At 59.0% G+C, this 16759-nt stretch carries 20 protein-coding genes and 1 pseudogene; 7 read left to right on the plus strand and 14 right to left on the minus strand.

The features are described from left to right. Positions 1 to 23: 23 nt before the first annotated feature. The 14 genes and pseudogenes from fliP to HQN82_RS00960 form a co-directional block, all read right to left on the minus strand. Positions 24 to 761 (minus strand): flagellar type III secretion system pore protein FliP, encoded by a 738-nt coding sequence (gene fliP / locus HQN82_RS00895; protein WP_004439940.1) that lies wholly within the window; start codon positions 759 to 761, stop codon positions 24 to 26. Then, complete coding sequence (locus HQN82_RS00900; protein WP_004439944.1) at positions 758 to 1258, minus strand: flagellar basal body-associated FliL family protein; 501 nt, start codon at positions 1256 to 1258, stop codon at positions 758 to 760. Before HQN82_RS00900 ends, fliP begins: the two co-directional genes overlap by 4 nt. A gap of 27 nt (positions 1259 to 1285) precedes the next feature. Then, a complete protein-coding gene (flgH, locus tag HQN82_RS00905) occupies positions 1286 to 2005 on the minus strand; it encodes a flagellar basal body L-ring protein FlgH (protein WP_004439948.1) in 720 nt (239 codons plus the stop codon). Next, positions 2002 to 2538: a MotE family protein gene (locus HQN82_RS00910; protein ID WP_004439951.1), complete on the minus strand. Its 537-nt coding sequence runs from the start codon at positions 2536 to 2538 to the stop codon at positions 2002 to 2004. The genes flgH and HQN82_RS00910 overlap by 4 nt, the downstream gene beginning before the upstream one ends. After that, positions 2535 to 3590, minus strand: a pseudogene (locus HQN82_RS00915) (flagellar basal body P-ring protein FlgI); the annotation flags it as partial. The pseudogene HQN82_RS00915 and the gene HQN82_RS00910, both read right to left, overlap by 4 nt. A gap of 62 nt (positions 3591 to 3652) precedes the next feature. After that, a complete protein-coding gene (gene flgA / locus HQN82_RS00920) occupies positions 3653 to 4141 on the minus strand; it encodes a flagellar basal body P-ring formation chaperone FlgA (protein ID WP_004439958.1) in 489 nt (162 codons plus the stop codon). Between the two features lie 20 nt (positions 4142 to 4161). After that, positions 4162 to 4950, minus strand: coding sequence for a flagellar basal-body rod protein FlgG (gene flgG, locus HQN82_RS00925; RefSeq protein WP_003503427.1), 789 nt, complete (start codon positions 4948 to 4950; stop codon positions 4162 to 4164). Positions 4951 to 4968: 18 nt separating this feature from the next. Beyond that, positions 4969 to 5304: a flagellar hook-basal body complex protein FliE gene (gene fliE / locus HQN82_RS00930; protein WP_022555613.1), complete on the minus strand. Its 336-nt coding sequence runs from the start codon at positions 5302 to 5304 to the stop codon at positions 4969 to 4971. Next, positions 5301 to 5720 carry a flagellar basal body rod protein FlgC gene (gene flgC, locus HQN82_RS00935; protein ID WP_004439964.1) on the minus strand — a complete coding sequence of 140 codons (420 nt, stop codon included), beginning with the start codon at positions 5718 to 5720 and terminating at the stop codon, positions 5301 to 5303. The genes fliE and flgC overlap by 4 nt, the downstream gene beginning before the upstream one ends. 3 nt (positions 5721 to 5723) lie before the next feature. Beyond that, positions 5724 to 6116 (minus strand): flagellar basal body rod protein FlgB, encoded by a 393-nt coding sequence (gene flgB / locus HQN82_RS00940; RefSeq protein ID WP_004439967.1) that lies wholly within the window; start codon positions 6114 to 6116, stop codon positions 5724 to 5726. Positions 6117 to 6286: 170 nt separating this feature from the next. Next, positions 6287 to 6811: a hypothetical protein gene (locus HQN82_RS00945; RefSeq protein ID WP_373969202.1), complete on the minus strand. Its 525-nt coding sequence runs from the start codon at positions 6809 to 6811 to the stop codon at positions 6287 to 6289. 41 nt (positions 6812 to 6852) lie between these two features. Beyond that, a complete protein-coding gene (gene fliI, locus HQN82_RS00950) occupies positions 6853 to 8259 on the minus strand; it encodes a flagellar protein export ATPase FliI (protein ID WP_173614449.1) in 1407 nt (468 codons plus the stop codon). A gap of 11 nt (positions 8260 to 8270) precedes the next feature. Then, positions 8271 to 9005: a flagellar basal-body rod protein FlgF gene (gene flgF, locus HQN82_RS00955; protein WP_004439975.1), complete on the minus strand. Its 735-nt coding sequence runs from the start codon at positions 9003 to 9005 to the stop codon at positions 8271 to 8273. 1 nt (position 9006) lies between these two features. Continuing rightward, positions 9007 to 9786: a DUF1217 domain-containing protein gene (locus HQN82_RS00960; RefSeq protein WP_173614981.1), complete on the minus strand. Its 780-nt coding sequence runs from the start codon at positions 9784 to 9786 to the stop codon at positions 9007 to 9009. 185 nt (positions 9787 to 9971) lie between these two features. Between HQN82_RS00960 and motA the strand changes: the two genes are divergently transcribed. From motA to HQN82_RS00995, 7 genes are all read left to right on the plus strand, one after another. Beyond that, positions 9972 to 10844 (plus strand): flagellar motor stator protein MotA, encoded by an 873-nt coding sequence (gene motA, locus HQN82_RS00965; RefSeq protein ID WP_004439982.1) that lies wholly within the window; start codon positions 9972 to 9974, stop codon positions 10842 to 10844. After that, positions 10841 to 11800, plus strand: coding sequence for a FliM/FliN family flagellar motor switch protein (locus HQN82_RS00970; RefSeq protein ID WP_022555618.1), 960 nt, complete (start codon positions 10841 to 10843; stop codon positions 11798 to 11800). Before motA ends, HQN82_RS00970 begins: the two co-directional genes overlap by 4 nt. Before the next feature lie 64 nt (positions 11801 to 11864). After that, positions 11865 to 12404, plus strand: coding sequence for a flagellar motor switch protein FliN (fliN, locus tag HQN82_RS00975; RefSeq protein ID WP_042936024.1), 540 nt, complete (start codon positions 11865 to 11867; stop codon positions 12402 to 12404). A gap of 27 nt (positions 12405 to 12431) precedes the next feature. Then, positions 12432 to 13475 carry a flagellar motor switch protein FliG gene (fliG, locus tag HQN82_RS00980; RefSeq protein ID WP_004439994.1) on the plus strand — a complete coding sequence of 348 codons (1044 nt, stop codon included), beginning with the start codon at positions 12432 to 12434 and terminating at the stop codon, positions 13473 to 13475. A gap of 126 nt (positions 13476 to 13601) precedes the next feature. Next, on the plus strand, positions 13602 to 14684 hold the full coding sequence (flhB, locus tag HQN82_RS00985; RefSeq protein WP_004439997.1) for a flagellar biosynthesis protein FlhB: 1083 nt from the start codon (positions 13602 to 13604) through the stop codon (positions 14682 to 14684). A gap of 5 nt (positions 14685 to 14689) precedes the next feature. After that, complete coding sequence (locus HQN82_RS00990) at positions 14690 to 15127, plus strand: hypothetical protein (protein ID WP_112636815.1); 438 nt, start codon at positions 14690 to 14692, stop codon at positions 15125 to 15127. A gap of 305 nt (positions 15128 to 15432) precedes the next feature. After that, positions 15433 to 16749 (plus strand): flagellin N-terminal helical domain-containing protein, encoded by a 1317-nt coding sequence (locus HQN82_RS00995; protein ID WP_004440000.1) that lies wholly within the window; start codon positions 15433 to 15435, stop codon positions 16747 to 16749. Positions 16750 to 16759: the final 10 nt, after the last annotated feature.

Raw genomic sequence — 16759 nt, forward strand, 5'->3', positions numbered from 1 at the left:
TGTCAGTTCGGCACGAATGCCCGTCAGTTGAACGATCTGACGAGGCTGCCGACAAGCAGGTTCCAGCCGTCGATCAGCACGAAAAACAGGATCTTGAAGGGCAGGGAGATGGAAGTCGGCGGCAGCATCATCATGCCCATGGCCATGGTGATGGTGGCGACGATCAGATCAATGACCAGGAACGGCAGGATGATAAGGAAACCGATCTCGAAACCGCGCCGGATTTCCGACAGCATGAAGGCCGGAACCAGAACTCGATAATCGACGACGTTGTCGGTCATCACTTCCTGGCCGCGTTCGCGGGCAATATCCACGAACAGCTTCAGATCCTTGTCACGCGTATTGGCGTTCATGAAGGTGCGAAAGGGCTCGGCGATGCGCTGCACGGCCTGCTGCTCGTTGATCTGGTTCTGCAACAGCGGTTGCACGCCATCGGTCCAGGCTTTGTCGAAGGTGGGCGACATGACGTAGAAGGTCATGAACATCGCCATCGACAGAAGGATCATGTTCGACGGCGTGGAAGCGAGCCCCATGCCGGAGCGCAGGATAGAGAAAGCGATCACGAAGCGTGGAAAGCTCGTGACCATGATCAGGATGCCGGGCGCGACGGAAAGAACCGTCAAAAGGCCGAAGGTGCGGATGATCCATGCCGCGACAGACCCGTCTATCTGCGTGTTGAACAGATCGGACGGAAATTGCTGGGCATTGGCAAGGCCCGGCAAAGCGAGGAGGACGGCGATGGTTACAAGAAATCGAATCATTCGATGACAAAGGTCCGGAACATGACCTTGGATACGCGCCCTTGAGAGCGCAGGTCAACTCGTTCCTGAATGTCATCCTTAAGATATTGAAAGCCGCGCGGCCCTTCCAGCTGCTGAAGGGAAACGGTGCGGACATAGGCCATGATATCCTGATGGATATCCTCGGCCAGTCCGACTTCCACCGGCCCCTTGAACATCAGCGCCACCTCCAGCCGCACCCAGTTCGTCGAGGGGTAGGCGAGATTGGTGGTGATGGGATCGAGCTGGACGATGCCGTTCGGTTCGGCCGCGATTTTCTCGACACCCTCTTCCTTCTTCTCGCCATGACCACCGGCCGCAGCGGTGGCATGGGCCTCCGTTGCGGCAATCTTCGGTGCGATCATGCCGCCGACGAGCCAGCCTCCGCCCGCGCCGAGCAAGGTGAGGATCACAACACCTGCGATGGTCATGATCAGAGGGGAGGATTTCTTCTTGCCCTCTGCCTGTTCGTTTTCCATGGATCAGTCCGTTCCCCGTGTGCGGCGTCAGAGCGGCGAGAACAGGTCCACGACCTGCTGCCCGACCGGAGGCTGCTGCACTTCCGTCAGACGGCCGCGACCGCCGTAGGAGATGCGCGCTTCGGCAATGCGCTCGTAGGAGATCATGTTCTGAGCATCCACATCCTGCGGCCGGACGATGCCGCCAACGTTGAGGATGCGGATTTCATGGTTCACGCGCACTTCCTGCGAGCCGCTGATGATGAGGTTGCCGTTTTCGAGAATACCCGTCACGACGGCGGCCACGAGCAGCGTCAGCTTTTCAGACCGCTTGGTCTTGCCCTTGGCCTGGGTATCGGTGTCGGAGCCGTATTTGATGTTGGAATCCGCGTCCGGTGTCCAGCCAAGTATCTGGGCTTTGGCCTTCCAGTTCAAGCCGCTGGAGTTGGTGCGGTTACGCTCGGTTTCGTTGTCGAAATCGGCCTTGTCGTTGATCTGGATGTTGACGGTCAGGATGTCGCCGATGTTCAGCGCGCGCAGGTCTTTGAAAAGTGCGCCCTGGCTGTCGCTCCACAGTGAATAGCCGCTTGCCATGTGTTTCGGCTGCTTGGGATACATGCCCATCTGCGGTGTCTGGCTGAATTGCAGACCGCTGCCGATCGGGCTCATCGCCGGTGCGTTACCGATTTCCTTCAGGGTCTGGTTGTTCTGGCAGCCTGCCAGGAGAGCGAGCGGCAGGAGGAGGGCCGGAAGACGACGCGTGCTCATGAAGGATCCTTCGAAGTGTTTTTGTCGATTGCCTGCGACATGATGCCGGCGACGGTGGCAGCTTTCTGCGCGTCCATCTCGCTGAGGATGAGGCCGGATTGACGCGGCGGCAGCTGCATGATGATGGCGGCAGCAATCTCCACATGCATCTTCTCGAGCTGCGGTGCGGCGGCATCCGCCTTCATCGTCTTGTAGATGTCGACGAGGTTGCTTTTGGCCTGGTTGAGGAAATGTTCGCGGCGCGCCAGCCAGTCTTCATATTCAGCCTTGCGGTTTTCCAGCACGGAAATGCGCTCGTTCACGTCGGACTGGAGCTTCTCGAGCTCCTGCTTCTGCATCAGGTAACGCTGATCCCGGGCCGCATCGGCAATGTTGGTGCAGAATTTCTGGATTTCATCCTGCGTGCTGAGTTCTGAAACCACGTTCTGCTGGCTCTCCGCGCCGGCGGCCGGCAGCAGGAACAGCAGCGACGCGACCGCCGCGAAGCGGACGAGGCCATTCGAAAGCGGATTTTTGGTCTGACGTTCCATCATTGCAGCACAAGCTCCGCCTGAAGGGCGCCGGCGGATTTGATGCCTTGCAGGATGGCGATGATACCATCCGCCTTGAGCCCGATGCTGTTGAGACCGGCAACCAGCGTGCGAAGGTCAGGCCCTTCGACAATGGCGACCTTGCTGCCTTCCTGCATGGCCATGATATCCGTCTGCGGCTGCACCGCCGTTTGGCCGCGCGAGAAGGGTGCCGGCTGAATGACCTGCGGTGATTCGGTCACCTGCACGGTCAGCGTGCCGTAGCTGACGGCGACGCGCGAAATCCGCACATCGGCACCGATGACGATCGTGCCGGTGCGTTCGTTGATGACGACCTTGGCCGGGGTATCCGTCTCGACGGTCAGGTTTTCGATTTCCGCCATCAGCCGGGTGAGATCCGCGACGCGAGGCTTTTGCACCGCGATTTCCTGCGAATCGCGCGGTTCGGCGATCGGATCGCCATAGCGGGCGCGGGCAAAGGCGTTGACGACGTCTGCGACGCGCACGGCCGTCGAAAAGTCGGGGTTGCGCAGCTGAAGGACCAGATTGACCGAATCCTTGAACTTCGACGGCAGCTCCCGTTCGATGATCGCGCCGTTTGGCACGCGCGCCGAGGTGGTGACACCCTGGGTCAGCGTTGCCGCATCGCCCTGCGCCGAAAAGCCGTTGACGATCAGTGCGCCCTGCGCGACCGCGTAAATCTGCCCGTCGGCGCCGGAGAGCGACGTCATGATGAGGTTGCCGCCGCGCAGCGAAGAGGCATCGCCGAGCGAGCTCACTGTCACGTCGACGCGGCTGCCGGGGCTCGCGAAGGGCGGCAGATTGGCCGTCACCATCACGGCGGCGATGTTCTTGGCATTCGACTGGCCGCCCTGCGTGGTGATGCCGAGATTCTGCAACATCGCGCGCATGGATTGCTCGGTAAACGGCGAAGAACGCAGGCTGTCGCCCGTGCCCTGCAGGCCGACCACGAGACCGTAACCGATGAGCTGGTTGTCACGCCCCGCCTGCAGCGATGCGATATCCTTGATGCGGGACGTATCCGCTTGGGCTGCCGGAACGGAAAGGAAGGGCTGGGCCGAAAACAGGATGGCCGCGGCCAGGATACGAAGCACTCTCATTTCGCCATCACCTGAATGGTTCCGTCCTTCATGACCGTGCCGTTGACGATGACGCCGGAATCGATGTTGCGTACCCGTACGACTTCGCCGAGCGAGCCATCAGTCATCGGTGTTCCCGAAGCCATCAGCGTCATATTGCCGATGGTGAAGACGAGCTTGACGCTGGTGCCGCGCGTGACGAGCGAGGGTTCGCGCAGGGCGGCAACGGGGATCGTGCGGCCGGGAAGCAGGGTCTGCTTGGAGATCATGCCTTCCACTTCGCTGATGTCGCTCGCGTAACCCGCGGAAATATTGGGATTGGTCACCTCCACCGGCTTCACCTGTTCGGACGTGATCGTCTCGCCCGGATAGATGGTACGCACGGGAACCAGCGCCATTGGCGCCTGGGAGAAGGCAGGCGCGAAAGCGCCGATTGAAAAGGCAGACGCCAGGCACATACGGGCGAGTGCCCTTTTGCAGCTGTTATTTTTCCGGCCAAACCTCATGTTCGCCTGCCTTTCCGTTCTTACTTCAGGTTCTTGCTGACAATCGAAGCCATTTCGTCAGCGGTGGTGATGACTTTGGAATTCATCTCATAGGCGCGCTGCGCCGTGATGAGGTCGGTGATTTCCTTGACGGCGTCGACGTTCGAGCCTTCGAGGTAGGATTGCTTGATATAGCCGTAGCTCGGATCGTCGGGCACGCCGATGACGGCGTCGCCGGAAGCCGGTGTCTGGGCGAAGAGGTTGTCGCCGAGCGGCTTCAGGCCGGCTTCGTTGGCGAAGTTGGCGATGGTCAGCTGGCCAAGCTCGGTGAAGTCGGCGGCGTTGCCGATACGGGCCGTCACCTGACCCGTGCGGGTAACGGTGATGTCCTGCGCGTCGGTCGGGATATTGATATTCGGAATGACGTTATAGCCATCCACCGTCACGAGATTACCATCGGCGTTCTTGTTAAAGGCGCCGGCGCGGCTGTAGAGCGTCGAACCATCGGCCGCCTCGATCTGGAACCAGCCCTGACCGATGATCGCGACGTCGAGCTTGTTGCCGGTCTCGATCAGGTTGCCCTGGGTGTGGATGTTGCGCACGGCCGAGGTCTGCACGCCGAGGCCAATATTGGCGCCCTCGGGCACGATCGCCTGGTTGGCGCGGTTTGGCACACCCTGCATGCGCTCGGTCTGATAGAGAAGATCGGTGAACTCCGCCCGCGCGCGCTTGTAACCGGTGGTGTTGATGTTGGCGATGTTGTTGGCGATGACTTCCAGATTGGTCTGCTGGGCGTCCATACCGGTGGCAGCGATGGCAAGAGCTCTCATGTCAATATTCCTGCTGGGCTAGATCTGCATCTTGGTAATGTCGAGATAGGCCGACACGATCTTGTCTCGGAGCGCGATGGCGGTTTGCAGCGACTGCTCGGCCGAAAGCATGGCATCGACGACTTCACGCGTATTCGCCTTGCCCTGAATGCCTTCAAAAGAAGCGACTTCGGCCTTCTTGAGGTTGTTCATCGCGTCAACGGAAACATTACCGAGAACGCTTGCGAAGCTCTGGCCGGTCTGCTGCGCTGGTGTCGTCTTCTCGCTGCCGAAAATATTGTCGGTGAGCGAGGAAACGCTGCCGGCGCCGCGCGTCAGCGAGAGGGAGCCGAGTTGTTTGATGCCGTCGATCATTGCGATGCCTTCAGAAGGTCGATGGTGGAGGCGACGAGGTCGCGTGTCTGGCGGATGACCTGAAGATTGGCGTCGTAGCTGCGGTTTGCTTCGCGCATGTCTGCCATTTCGATCAGGATGTTGACGTTCGGCATCTTCACCATGCCGTTTGCGTCGGCGGCCGGATTGCCGGGGTCGTATTCGTTGATGAAGTCGCCGCGATCGACGCCGAGCTTTTTCACCGTCACGCGCTCGACGCCGCTGACACGGTCGAGTTCCGAACCGAAGGTGACTGTCTTGCGGCGATAGGGGTCCGCGCCTGGTGTGTCACCCGTCGATCTGGCATTGGCGATGTTTTCAGACACGATGCGCAGTCGGGTGGACTGCACTTCCAGGCCGCTGCCGGCGATCTTGCTCGCCGCACTCAAGGGATCCATGGCTTACCTCTTAACCGTCATCAGCATCATGCGATGGAAGGATTTGACGAGATTGGCATTCAGCTCGTACTGCCGCTTGATCTCGCCGGTCTTGGTCATTTCTTCCGCAAGCGCGACCGAATTGCCCGATTCCTGCATGCCGATCTCGTTGTTGACCGGGTTGTCGCGCACCGCGATATTGTCGCTGAGTGTGCTCTCGCCGAAGTGGGCAGGGTTGGTCCTCGCCATGCCGACCTGCTGGCTGGTGGCCTGCATGACCGCTTCGAATGGGCTGACATCCTTGGCGTGGAACTTGGGTGTGTTGGCGTTGGCGATGTTGGTCGCCACGACTTCCTGCCGCACGCTCAGCCATTCCGCTTGGCGGGATGCCAGTTCGAACAGTTGAATCGGTTGCATAGACTTCTCCATCTCGTATGCCCCGAACCTACGGGGCTAATCTTGCGTCAGACTTGCGGAGAAGACGAAGGGGTGCGACGACGGGAAAAGGCGCATGGATGCGCGGCCTGCACAAAGAAAAAAGGCGCACCAGCAGATGCCGCGCGCCTTTTGATCGGAAGAAAATTCTTTTATTTTTCGGGGTGATAGGTTTTTCCAGAGGATGTCTCTATCAACCACTCGCCGTTGCGTTGCTCGATTTTCGTCAGCAGTGCATTATCAGGCAGGGTCGAGCCGACCCTCACCATATACATGCCCGAACCGTCTTCGATCAGGGCGCGGCCGTTGGAGACATGCAGCAGACGGAAGGCGGTCTGGCCGGGGAAGGGCTGGTCCTCGACCCCGGCTGCGAGATTGTTCTGTTTTTCCTTGCCGCCTGCGTTCACGGTCGCCGTCGTCAGCATGTCGGGCAGTTCGGCCGGCGGTGGGGTGTCTTCCTTGTTGCGATTGGTCATCGCCATCGGAGAAACACTGAAGACTTCCCGCGGGCCGGTATGGGGCAGATCGCGGGTGCGGTCGCCGCCAGCCACCTTCATGCCGAATTTTTCCTCGTTGAAGAACACGTACCAGGGGAAGAAGGCCGCTGCAGCGGCAAGCGTGATGCCTGTCCATGCCAGAATACGGTCGGGTGTGAAGAAAACGGGCTTGGGCAGCACGCCTTCATCGTAGCTATTGTTATTCCGCTTTTTCTTCACGGTCAGCCTCTCATTCTCGGGGTTACCTGCGGCTGGCCGTTCTGCGCGCCGCCGCGCAATGCGGTCGCAAGGTCAGCATAGGCATCCTGTGCCGCCGGTTCGTTCGGCAGCTGTTTCAGCGTTTCATAGATGATCGGAACCTGCTTCACCGCCATGTCGAGGTCTGGGTCGGTGCCCGGCCGGTAACCGCCGATGAGGCGAAGATCTCGCGTTTCCTCGAAGCGATGCACCAGCGCCTTGAGGCGCGAGACCAGCTTTTCCTGATCCGGCGTCCATGCTTTCTTGGCGAGACGCGAGATCGAGGCGAGCGGATTGATCGGCGGGTAGCGGCCTTCTTCTGCAAGGCTGCGGTCGAGCACAATGTGACCATCGAGAATACCGCGGGTCGAATCGGCGATCGGATCGTTATGATTGTCTCCATCCACCAGAATGGAAACGATGGCGGTGATGGTGCCGGTGCCTTCGGCGCCCGGTCCCGCCCGCTCCAGAAGACGCGGCAGCTCGGTGAAGACGGAGGCGGGGTAACCGCGCGCCACCGGCGGTTCACCCGAAGCAACGGCCACTTCGCGGATCGCATGGGCAAATCGCGTCACGCTGTCAATGATGAGGAGGACATTGTCGCCCTGATCGCGGAAATGCTCTGCAATGGTGACGGCGGAAAGTGGCGCCATCTTGCGCAGCATCGGGCTTTCATCGCTCGTCGCGACAACGGCGATGGACTTGCTCATGTTCTCGCCCATCGTATCTTCAATGAATTCGCGCACTTCACGTCCGCGCTCGCCGACCAGTGCAATCACCACCTTGTCGAAGGCGTCAGCCTTTGCAAGCATGGACAGCAGCGTGGATTTGCCGACGCCCGAGCCGGCGAAAATGCCAAGGCGCTGGCCGAGACACAGCGGCGAAAAAATATCGATTGCCCGCACCCCGGTCTTGAACGGGGTCTCCACCCTCTTGCGGGTCATTGAGGGTGGCGCATTGTTGGAAATCGAACGGCGTTCAAGGCCGGCGGCAAGCGGTCCCTGGCCGTCGATAGGTTCGCCAAGCGCATTGATGGTGCGCCCGCACCAGCTATCATCAGGCGCGACACGGAAGGCGCCCTTGCGGATGACGGTATCGTGAATGCCGATCGGTTCGCCCGGTTCGATAGGGCACACGTAGCAGATATCCGGCTCAACGCGCACCACTTCGCCGAGATGGATGCCGGTCGGGCTGCGATGGGCAACAAACTCGCCGAGCCGCACATGCCGGGACAGGCCGGACACGGTATAGTGCCCGGCGGCGATGGTGCGAACGTGGCCGCCCGGCGCAACCGAAAATTCCGGATCGGCATAATGTCCGGCAAGGCCGGCAAGTTGGGCGAGCTTCGGTGAAATGGCTTCGGCCGAAAGCAGGGATACCGGCATTGTCATTGGTCAGTTCCTCAGCGCGCGCCACCAAGCGTCTTGATGCCCTCACCGAAGGTCGATTCGGTATCGCGCATCAGAGAGGAGATGCTTTCGAAGGCACGGTTGACCTGGATGAGCTGCGTCATCTGGGAAATCCCGTTGACGTTCGACTGTTCGAGATAACCCTGGACGACGCCGACCTCGTGATTGTTGACGACGGGGACCGGTTGGGCCACGGGCTTCACACCGCTATTGGGGTGGCGCAGGAAACCTTGCGAAAAATCCGCCTGGAAGATGCCAAGCGTGGCGACGATGTTTTCGTTCTGCCTGATGGCTCCGTCAAGACCCACGGTAATCGGGCCGCCATTCGGATTGAGCTGGATCGGGCCGCCGCCGGCGTCGAGAACCGGATAACCGCTGGAGGAAATGAGCGCGCCGTCAGGCCGCATGGTGAAGCGGCCGTCACGGGTCAGAATCTGACCGTCGGGCGTATCCAGCGAGAACCAGGCATCGCCCTTGATGGCGAAATCGAAGGAATTGCCGGTCTGCTCGAAAGCGCCCTGGCGCGTGGAGAGATAGTCGTTGCCCTGGGACACGAAGGCGATCTTGGCATTCATGTCATTATGGTTCTTGGCGACCATTTCGTCGAATTTCACTTCGGAACCGCGGAAGCCGACCGTGTTCACATTCGCCATATTGTCGGAAATGGTGGTAAGACGACGCTCCAGCGCGATCTGCGAGGACAGGGCGACGTATAGTCCGGATTGCATATCATTTGCCTCCGAGTTTCAGGGAGTTGATGGATATCAGCAGATCGGCCGAGATACCGTAGCCGCTGGAGGAGCCGAAGACGGCGAGGGGATCGTAGGTCGTCGAGGGGTTTTGCATTTCCCACATGATGGTGAAACGCTCCAGCAGCTTGCCGACCTTTTCAGGATCCTGCAGGTCCTTGACATCTATCGTTTTTTCGATGAGGGCGGCCTGTTTCTCGACATCTGCCCCGGCGAATTCGCCGGGCAGGTTATAGGCCGTGCGAAACACCTGCGCGAGCGCATCGTCGGCCAGAAAGTCGAGGCCGGATTTGATCGTCGGCGCCTTGCGCTCGAAATAAAGGGCGAGACGAACACCGTTATTGTCGTCGCCCGCTTCCTGTTCCAGCGTCTGCCGGGTGTATTTGGTAATGACGCCCGACTGGGCTGCATCGACCGAAGTCGCCGCCGCACCCAGATCTGCGAAATTCAGCGATTTCGCGAAATCCGCGTAACGGCTGTCGGAAAGCTTGTTGGCGAAGGCATTCTTGTCGGTCGCGCCTTCTGTCAGGACCTTGCGGATGAAGGCTTTCGCATAGGCCATGTCCTCGAGCCCGTGCGCCTTGAGCGCGTAATTGTAAAGGCGGGTATCCGCCATGAAATCGTCTATGGATTTCACGTCGCCGATCTTTGCGCGGTAATATTCGGTCTCGCGCGCCACGTCCGGCTGCTTCGACACCCGCTCAAGCGACTTGCCGATATCCTGACTGATCAGTCTGTAGCTGGTGTAGGTGGAAGTCACTGAACCGCCGCTCTCGTTTGATCCCGATCTCAAGGCGCACGTCCGCCTTTGCCGGCATAGTGCCGCGGCTTGCTTGTGCGAAACTGGCTGGAGGCTGAAGCGCGGAGAGGCTTTGCGGACAGGTTCACGCAAGCCACATTTTTTAGACATGGCGGCATGGAACACTGTTCGGGCGTGGTCGATCAATGAATATTGTAATTGGACTTATAATCACCTTCGGCTGCATCATCGGCGGCTACATGGCGATGGGCGGTCATCTGGACGTGCTGATTCAGCCGTTCGAATTGATGATCATCGGCGGCGCCGGTCTCGGCGGCTTCATCATGGCGAACCCGATGAAGGTCGTGAAGGATTCGGGCAAGGCGCTCGGCGAGGCCTTCAAGCACTCGGTTCCGAAGGAGCGCAACTATCTCGACGTGCTCGGCGTGCTTTATTCGCTGATGCGCGACCTGCGCACGAAATCGCGCAACGAGATCGAGGCTCATATCGACAATCCCGAGGAATCCTCGATCTTCCAGAGCGCGCCATCGGTTCTGAAGAACAAGGAACTGACCTCGTTCATTTGTGACTATGTCCGCCTCATCATCATCGGCAATGCCCGCAGCCACGAAATCGAGGCGCTGATGGATGAAGAAATCGAGACCATCCTCCACGACAAGCTGAAGCCTTACCACGCGATCACCACCATGGGCGATTCCTTCCCTGCCATCGGTATCGTCGCAGCGGTTCTCGGCGTCATCAAGGCGATGGGCAAGATCAATGAATCGCCTGAAGTGCTGGGCGGCCTCATCGGCGCCGCCCTGGTCGGCACCATGCTCGGTATCATCCTGTCCTATTCGATCTGCAATCCGCTCGCCTCGCAGGTCAAGATCGTCCGCACCAAGCAGCATCGCCTCTACATCATCGTCAAGCAGACGCTGATCGCCTACATGAACGGTTCGGTGCCGCAGGTCGCGCTTGAATATGGCCGCAAGACCATCTCCAACTACGAGCGGCCGTCCATCGACGCCGTCGAGCAGGAGATGATGAATCCCGGCGGCGAGAACAAGGCGGCATGACCATGGCAAAAGCTGCAGCGCAAAAAGCTCCCGCCATCGACACCGCCTTGCTCGCGAAACTCACCGGCGGGCTCTCCGACCGCAGGACGATCGCGAAGATCGGTTCCGATATCGGCCACCTCTACAGCGAATTCCTGCCGGATATTTTTCACAGCGAGACCGGCATTGCGATAGACGTCGAATATATCGGCTCCGAATCGGGGCTCATGACCGACCTGATCGCCAATGTCGGGCAGAATGTCGCGGTGGCCGATTGTTCCCTGCGCAACTGGTGCCCGAACTTCATGATGACGGTCGGCAATGGCTTCGTCATCGCGCTCATGGAGCGCATGCTCGGTGCAGCACCGGACAGCATCGGCGAACCCGATGAGCGCAGTCTTTCCCATATCGAGCTCGATCTGGCTGCCATGGTCCTTGGACGTATCGGTGGCGTGCTCCGTTCCGGAGTCAATGCGCCGGGCGGTTTTGAAGCGGCTATCGAGCCGCCGTTCAATTCCAATGGCAAAAGTGCCTTCGACGAGATGATTGCGGGCCTCTACGGCGTTAACATCCGCATGAAAATCGACATTGGCAAAGTGTCGTCGGAATTCTCGCTGATCATACCGCAGCGTCCGTTGCTCAAGACATCCATCGTCGCTCCCAAGGCTTCGGCGCAGGCGCTGAAGAAGCAGGAAGAGTGGATGGAGATGATCTCGGAACAGGTGAAGAGATCGCAGGTCACGCTTGAGGCGCGCATCAAGCTCGAAACGCTGACACTCCGTACGATTTCGAAGCTGGTGGCCGGCGATGTCATTCCGTTTCAGGCCCTCAACCAGGACGATATCGGCGTTGAGGTCAGTGCTAACGGTTCCAAGCTCTATAATTGCGAATTCGGCAAGTCAGGCGACCGCTACATGGTTCGGGTCAAGAACAATGTCAGCACGGACGACGAGATCTTACGACATTTGATGGGTTAAAATCCTGCCCGACCTTTTTGGGTTTGGGCAGGCTGACGCAAGTTTCAAAGGGAATAATCAGCGCATGGCTACGAAGAAAACACCTGTGACCGATGATGCGGCGTTGCCGTCGTTTGAAGACGGCGGCGACCTCGACCAGGCTATCGGCGATCTGCGTGGCGTCCTCAAGACGGATGCGGAAGGCTCGCTCTCCGATTTTGGCGACTTCGGCGATTTCGGAAGTACGGACGAGGTTTCTACGGATACCGACCTTTCCGCCTTCGGTGGCGGAACGGCCGATTTTGCGATGGACGATTTTGCCGCCGCCCCGCAGGTTGTGGGCGTAAAGGCACCGCTGGGCAGCGGCCTGTCCGAAAACATCGACCTGATCATGGATATCCCGATCGATGTCCAGATCGTTCTCGGCACCAGCCGAATGCTCGTCTCGGGGCTGATGAGCCTGGAGGAGGGCGCGACGATCGCACTCGACCGCAAGATCGGCGAGCCGGTCGAGATCATGGTGAATGGCCGCCGTATTGCGCGCGGTGAAATAACGGTTCTGGAAGACGACGATACGCGCTTCGGCGTAAAATTGATTGAAGTACTGAGTACGAAGAAAGCCTGATCCCTGTGGGGACGGAGAGGAAAGACCATGATGGACTTTGAAGATTTCGGTAACCCAATTGCGGGCAAGCCGTTGTCTCAGGCCGACAAGGCGGCCGCGGTGCTTCTTGCCATGGGCAAGGGCGTCGCCGGCAAGCTGCTGAAGTTTTTCACGCAGCACGAATTGCAGATGATCATTTCCTCGGCCCAGACCCTTCGCGTCATTCCTCCCGATGAACTTGCGCAGATCGTGGCCGAGTTCGAGGACCTGTTCACCGAAGGAACGGGTCTGATGGACAATGCCAAGGCAATCGAGAGCATTCTCGAAGAAGGCCTGACCCCTGAAGAAGTGGACAGCCTTCTCGGCCGCCGCGCAGCGTTCCAGGCCTATGAAGCATCGATCTGGGACCGCCTGCAGGAAGCAGAGCCGGAATTCGTCGGCAAGTTCCTGCTGCGCGAACATCCCCAGACCATTGCCTATATTCTCTCCATGCTGCCCTCGTCCTTCGGTGCCAAGGTTCTTTTGACCATTCCGGAAGAGCAGCGCGCCGATATCATGAACCGCACGGTGAACATGAAGGAGGTGAGCCCGACGGCCGCCCAGATCATCGAGAAGCGCGTGGTCAACCTCATCAACGAAATCGAAGCCGAGCGCAATGCCGGCGGTTCCACGAAGGTTGCCGACCTGATGAACGAACTGGACAAGCCGCAGGTCGATACGTTGCTCAGCTCGCTCGAGACGCTCAGCAAGGAAGCCGCAAACAAGGTCAAGCCGAAGATCTTCCTCTTCGACGACCTCATGTTCATGCCGCAGCGCAGCCGCGTCATGCTGCTGAACGATGTGTCGGCCGATGTTCTGACGATGGCGCTGCGCGGCGCCACGATGGAAATCAAGGAATGTGTGCTTTCCAGCATCAGCCCGCGCCAGCGCCGCATGATCGAATCGGACCTTGCGGTGCCGCAGGCCTCGATCAACACCCGCGAAGTGGCGATTGCCCGCCGTGCCGTTGCACAGGAGGCGATCCGGCTGGCCAATTCCGGCCAGATCCAGCTGAAGGACGCTGCCGCGGAAGAACAATCGGCTGCGGCCTGAGTGGAAGCCGGTTGATAACCGGCCCATCTGCTGCAGGCGGCCATTGCGGTGGCCAGCCGCCGGCGCTAGTTTCGGGACGACGGCCTGCCGGGATCGGCGGGCCTTTTTTTATCCCGGGAACGTGCCTTGGCAGACGATCAGGACAAGGACAGTAAAACAGAAGCCCCAACGGAGAAAAAACTCCGTGATGCGGCGGAAAAGGGCAATCTGCCCTTTTCCCGTGAAGTGCCGATCTTTGCGTCGTCACTGGCCTTTTACTGTTATCTCGTTTTCTTTCTGCCCGACGGTGCCAGCCGCATCGGCGAGACGCTGAAGGACCTGTTCGGCCAGCCCGAACAATGGGACCTCAGCACCAGGCCAGACGCCCTGTCGCTTTTGTACTTCCTCGGCACGTCCATGGCCTATCTGCTCATGCCGGCCATGATCATGTTCATCGTCTTCGGCCTCGCCTCTTCGTTTTTCCAGAACCTGCCGTCGCCGGTGCTGGAACGGGTGCGCCCGCAATGGTCCCGCGTATCGCCCGCCAAGGGTTTCACGCGCATCTATAGCAAGCAGGGTTTCGTGGAATTCGGAAAGTCCGTTTTCAAGATCATGATCGTCTCGACCATCATGTTCTTCGCTCTGCGCGGCGAGTTCTACAGCCTCATCGATCTGATGTTTTCCGATCCGCAGGTTATTTTTGTCCGGGTCGTCGAGATCGTCAAAAAGATGATGATCGTAATCCTGCTTTCGACCGCATTGCTCGCCGCCGTGGACGTTTTATGGACGCGCCATCACTGGTTCACCCAGCTGAAAATGACGAAGCATGAGGTGAAGGAAGAATACAAGCAGTCGCAGGGCGACCCGGTTGTCAAATCCCGTCAGCGATCGATTGCCCGCGACCGTGCCCGCCGCCGTATGATCAACAACGTGCCTCGCGCGACCCTCGTCATCGCCAACCCGACACACTTTGCGGTGGCGTTGCGTTACGTGCGTGAAGAAAGCGACGCGCCTGTTGTCGTTGCCAAGGGCCAGGACCTTATCGCATTGAAAATCCGCGAGATTGCGGAAGAAAATAATATCCCCGTTTTTGAGGACCCGCCGCTTGCGCGCTCCATGTTTGCGCAAGTCTCGATCGATAGTGTGATTCCACCAGCCTTTTACAAGGCTGTGGCTGAGCTTGTTCATCGGGTTTACGCCATGAAGTCATCGAAAATACGGGTTCAATAAGACCAATGAAAAAATCCGCCTATTCTGAACAGCGGGAAATGATCGTCGCAGAGGCGATCAACCCGATCGCTACAGAACTACGATTGCTAGACCCGGCCGACCTGATTTCGCTGCTCAGATTCGAGTGCTACGGCAGCATTGCCGATCTCGTGTCATCGGCTGCGGAGCTTTATTATCATCCCGGTACGATCAATTTCGGCGCCGGCGGCGAATATAAACTAGAATGGGAAGGCGCGCCGGAGATCGTTCTCGATCTCGAAATCAAACCGATGGGCGCCACGGTCTATGCACAATTGATCTTGGCCAATGAACATGCGGCGGTCGAAATCAATCATGTGTCGTTTCAGAACCCTTCGGAAAATCCGGACGAAAACACCGAGTTCCTCCGCCATAGCCTGATGGCCGCCCGATTCGTTTCGACCCACCAGGGCGAAGCGGCCTGAACCATCCGCCGAATATCCAGCCGATGACCGGTTGCGACTGCCGAAACGGCGGTCGCGACGGTTTTGACCTATCGCTTTTTCATCCGACCTTGCCCGAAGCCTGCCACCGCGCGCAAAACCGTTATGGGAAAGCGAGGAACGCCTTGCAAATCACCGTTGTTGTTTGGTACCTATCGAATTAACGATTTGTTAACGAACGGCAGGTCGCGGTGGATCATTTCAACCACCGCCGATGCGCATGATGCCTCTGCTCGTTTCCGGCGCAGCGCCGGATTATTTCTTACATTTTGAATTGGGTGGAACCCATGACCAGCATTATGACCAATGCGGCGGCAATGGCCGCGCTGCAAACCTTGCGCATGATCGACAAGAACCTCGAGACCACGCAGGCGCGCGTCTCCTCCGGTTACCGCGTCGAGACGGCAGCGGATAACGCGGCCTATTGGTCTATCTCCACGACCATGCGCTCGGACAATGCGGCGCTTTCGGCCGTTCAGGACGCACTTGGTCTCGGCGCCGCCAAGGTCGACACCGCCTTCGAAGCCGTGGAAAGTGCTATTGAGACGGTCAAATCGCTGAAGGCGAAGCTGGTTGCTGCTTATGGTGTGGGCAGCAACCGGACGAAGATCCAGGAAGAAATCAAGCAGCTTCAGGATCAGCTGAAGAGCATCTCCGAATCGGCGTCTTTCTCCGGCGAAAACTGGCTCCAGGCTAAGATCGGCGACGGCAAGACGCCGCCCGCCGAAGAGCCGGTCATCAAGAAGATCGTCGCTTCATTTACCCGCACCGCCGCAGGCGCAGTCGGGGTGACGACGGTCGATTATTCACTCGATTCGAGCACGGTGCTTTTCGATCTGAGCGGCGGCAAGTTCGGCATTCTCGATACAGAAGCGCGATTCCTGCGCAAGAACGAGACGATCGTGACGATGCGCACGACCGATACGCCCGCGGCACCCGCCGCTCCCACCGTCACCGACAAGGATTATGTCGTTCCGACGCTGAAAGATAGCGAAGTGGCGGCACTGGCAGGTTTTTCCGTCAAGGCGACCGGCATCTATACCAATGCCGCCAATACGGAGGGTTATTTGAAGATCGGTGATGGTGTGTGGGTAAAGCTCACCTCCACCGACCCGGCAGCGGCGGGCGCTCCGGCGACCGACAGCACGACCCCCGTCGCGACCACGACATCGCCGAGCACCAACTGGTATTACGATGTCACTGCGGCAATTGACCCTGACACTCGTAAACTCGGAATCTCCGTCTCCACGCTCGACATCAACAAGCTCACCGATCTCGCCCAGAAAATGGGAACGATGACGGGAGAGCAATATACCGAAGCCGACGTGCTGGATGCGATGATGTCCTTTGTCGACGGTCAGCTCGAAGCGATGACCAGCGCGGCGTCCAGCCTGGGCTCGCTGCAGAGCCGTATCGACATGCAGGAGAACTTCGTGTCGAGCCTGATGGACGTGATCGATAAGGGCATCGGTCGTCTTGTCGATGCTGACATGAACGAGGAATCGACCAAGCTGAAGGCGCTCCAGACACAGCAGCAGCTCGGTATCCAGTCACTCTCCATCGCCAACGCCAATGCGGAAAATATTCTCCAGCTCTTCAAGTAATGGAGCTTCC

Origin of the sequence: Agrobacterium pusense, assembly GCF_013285525.1 — a bacterium.
GTDB classification, from domain to species: Bacteria; Pseudomonadota; Alphaproteobacteria; order Rhizobiales; family Rhizobiaceae; genus Agrobacterium; species Agrobacterium pusense.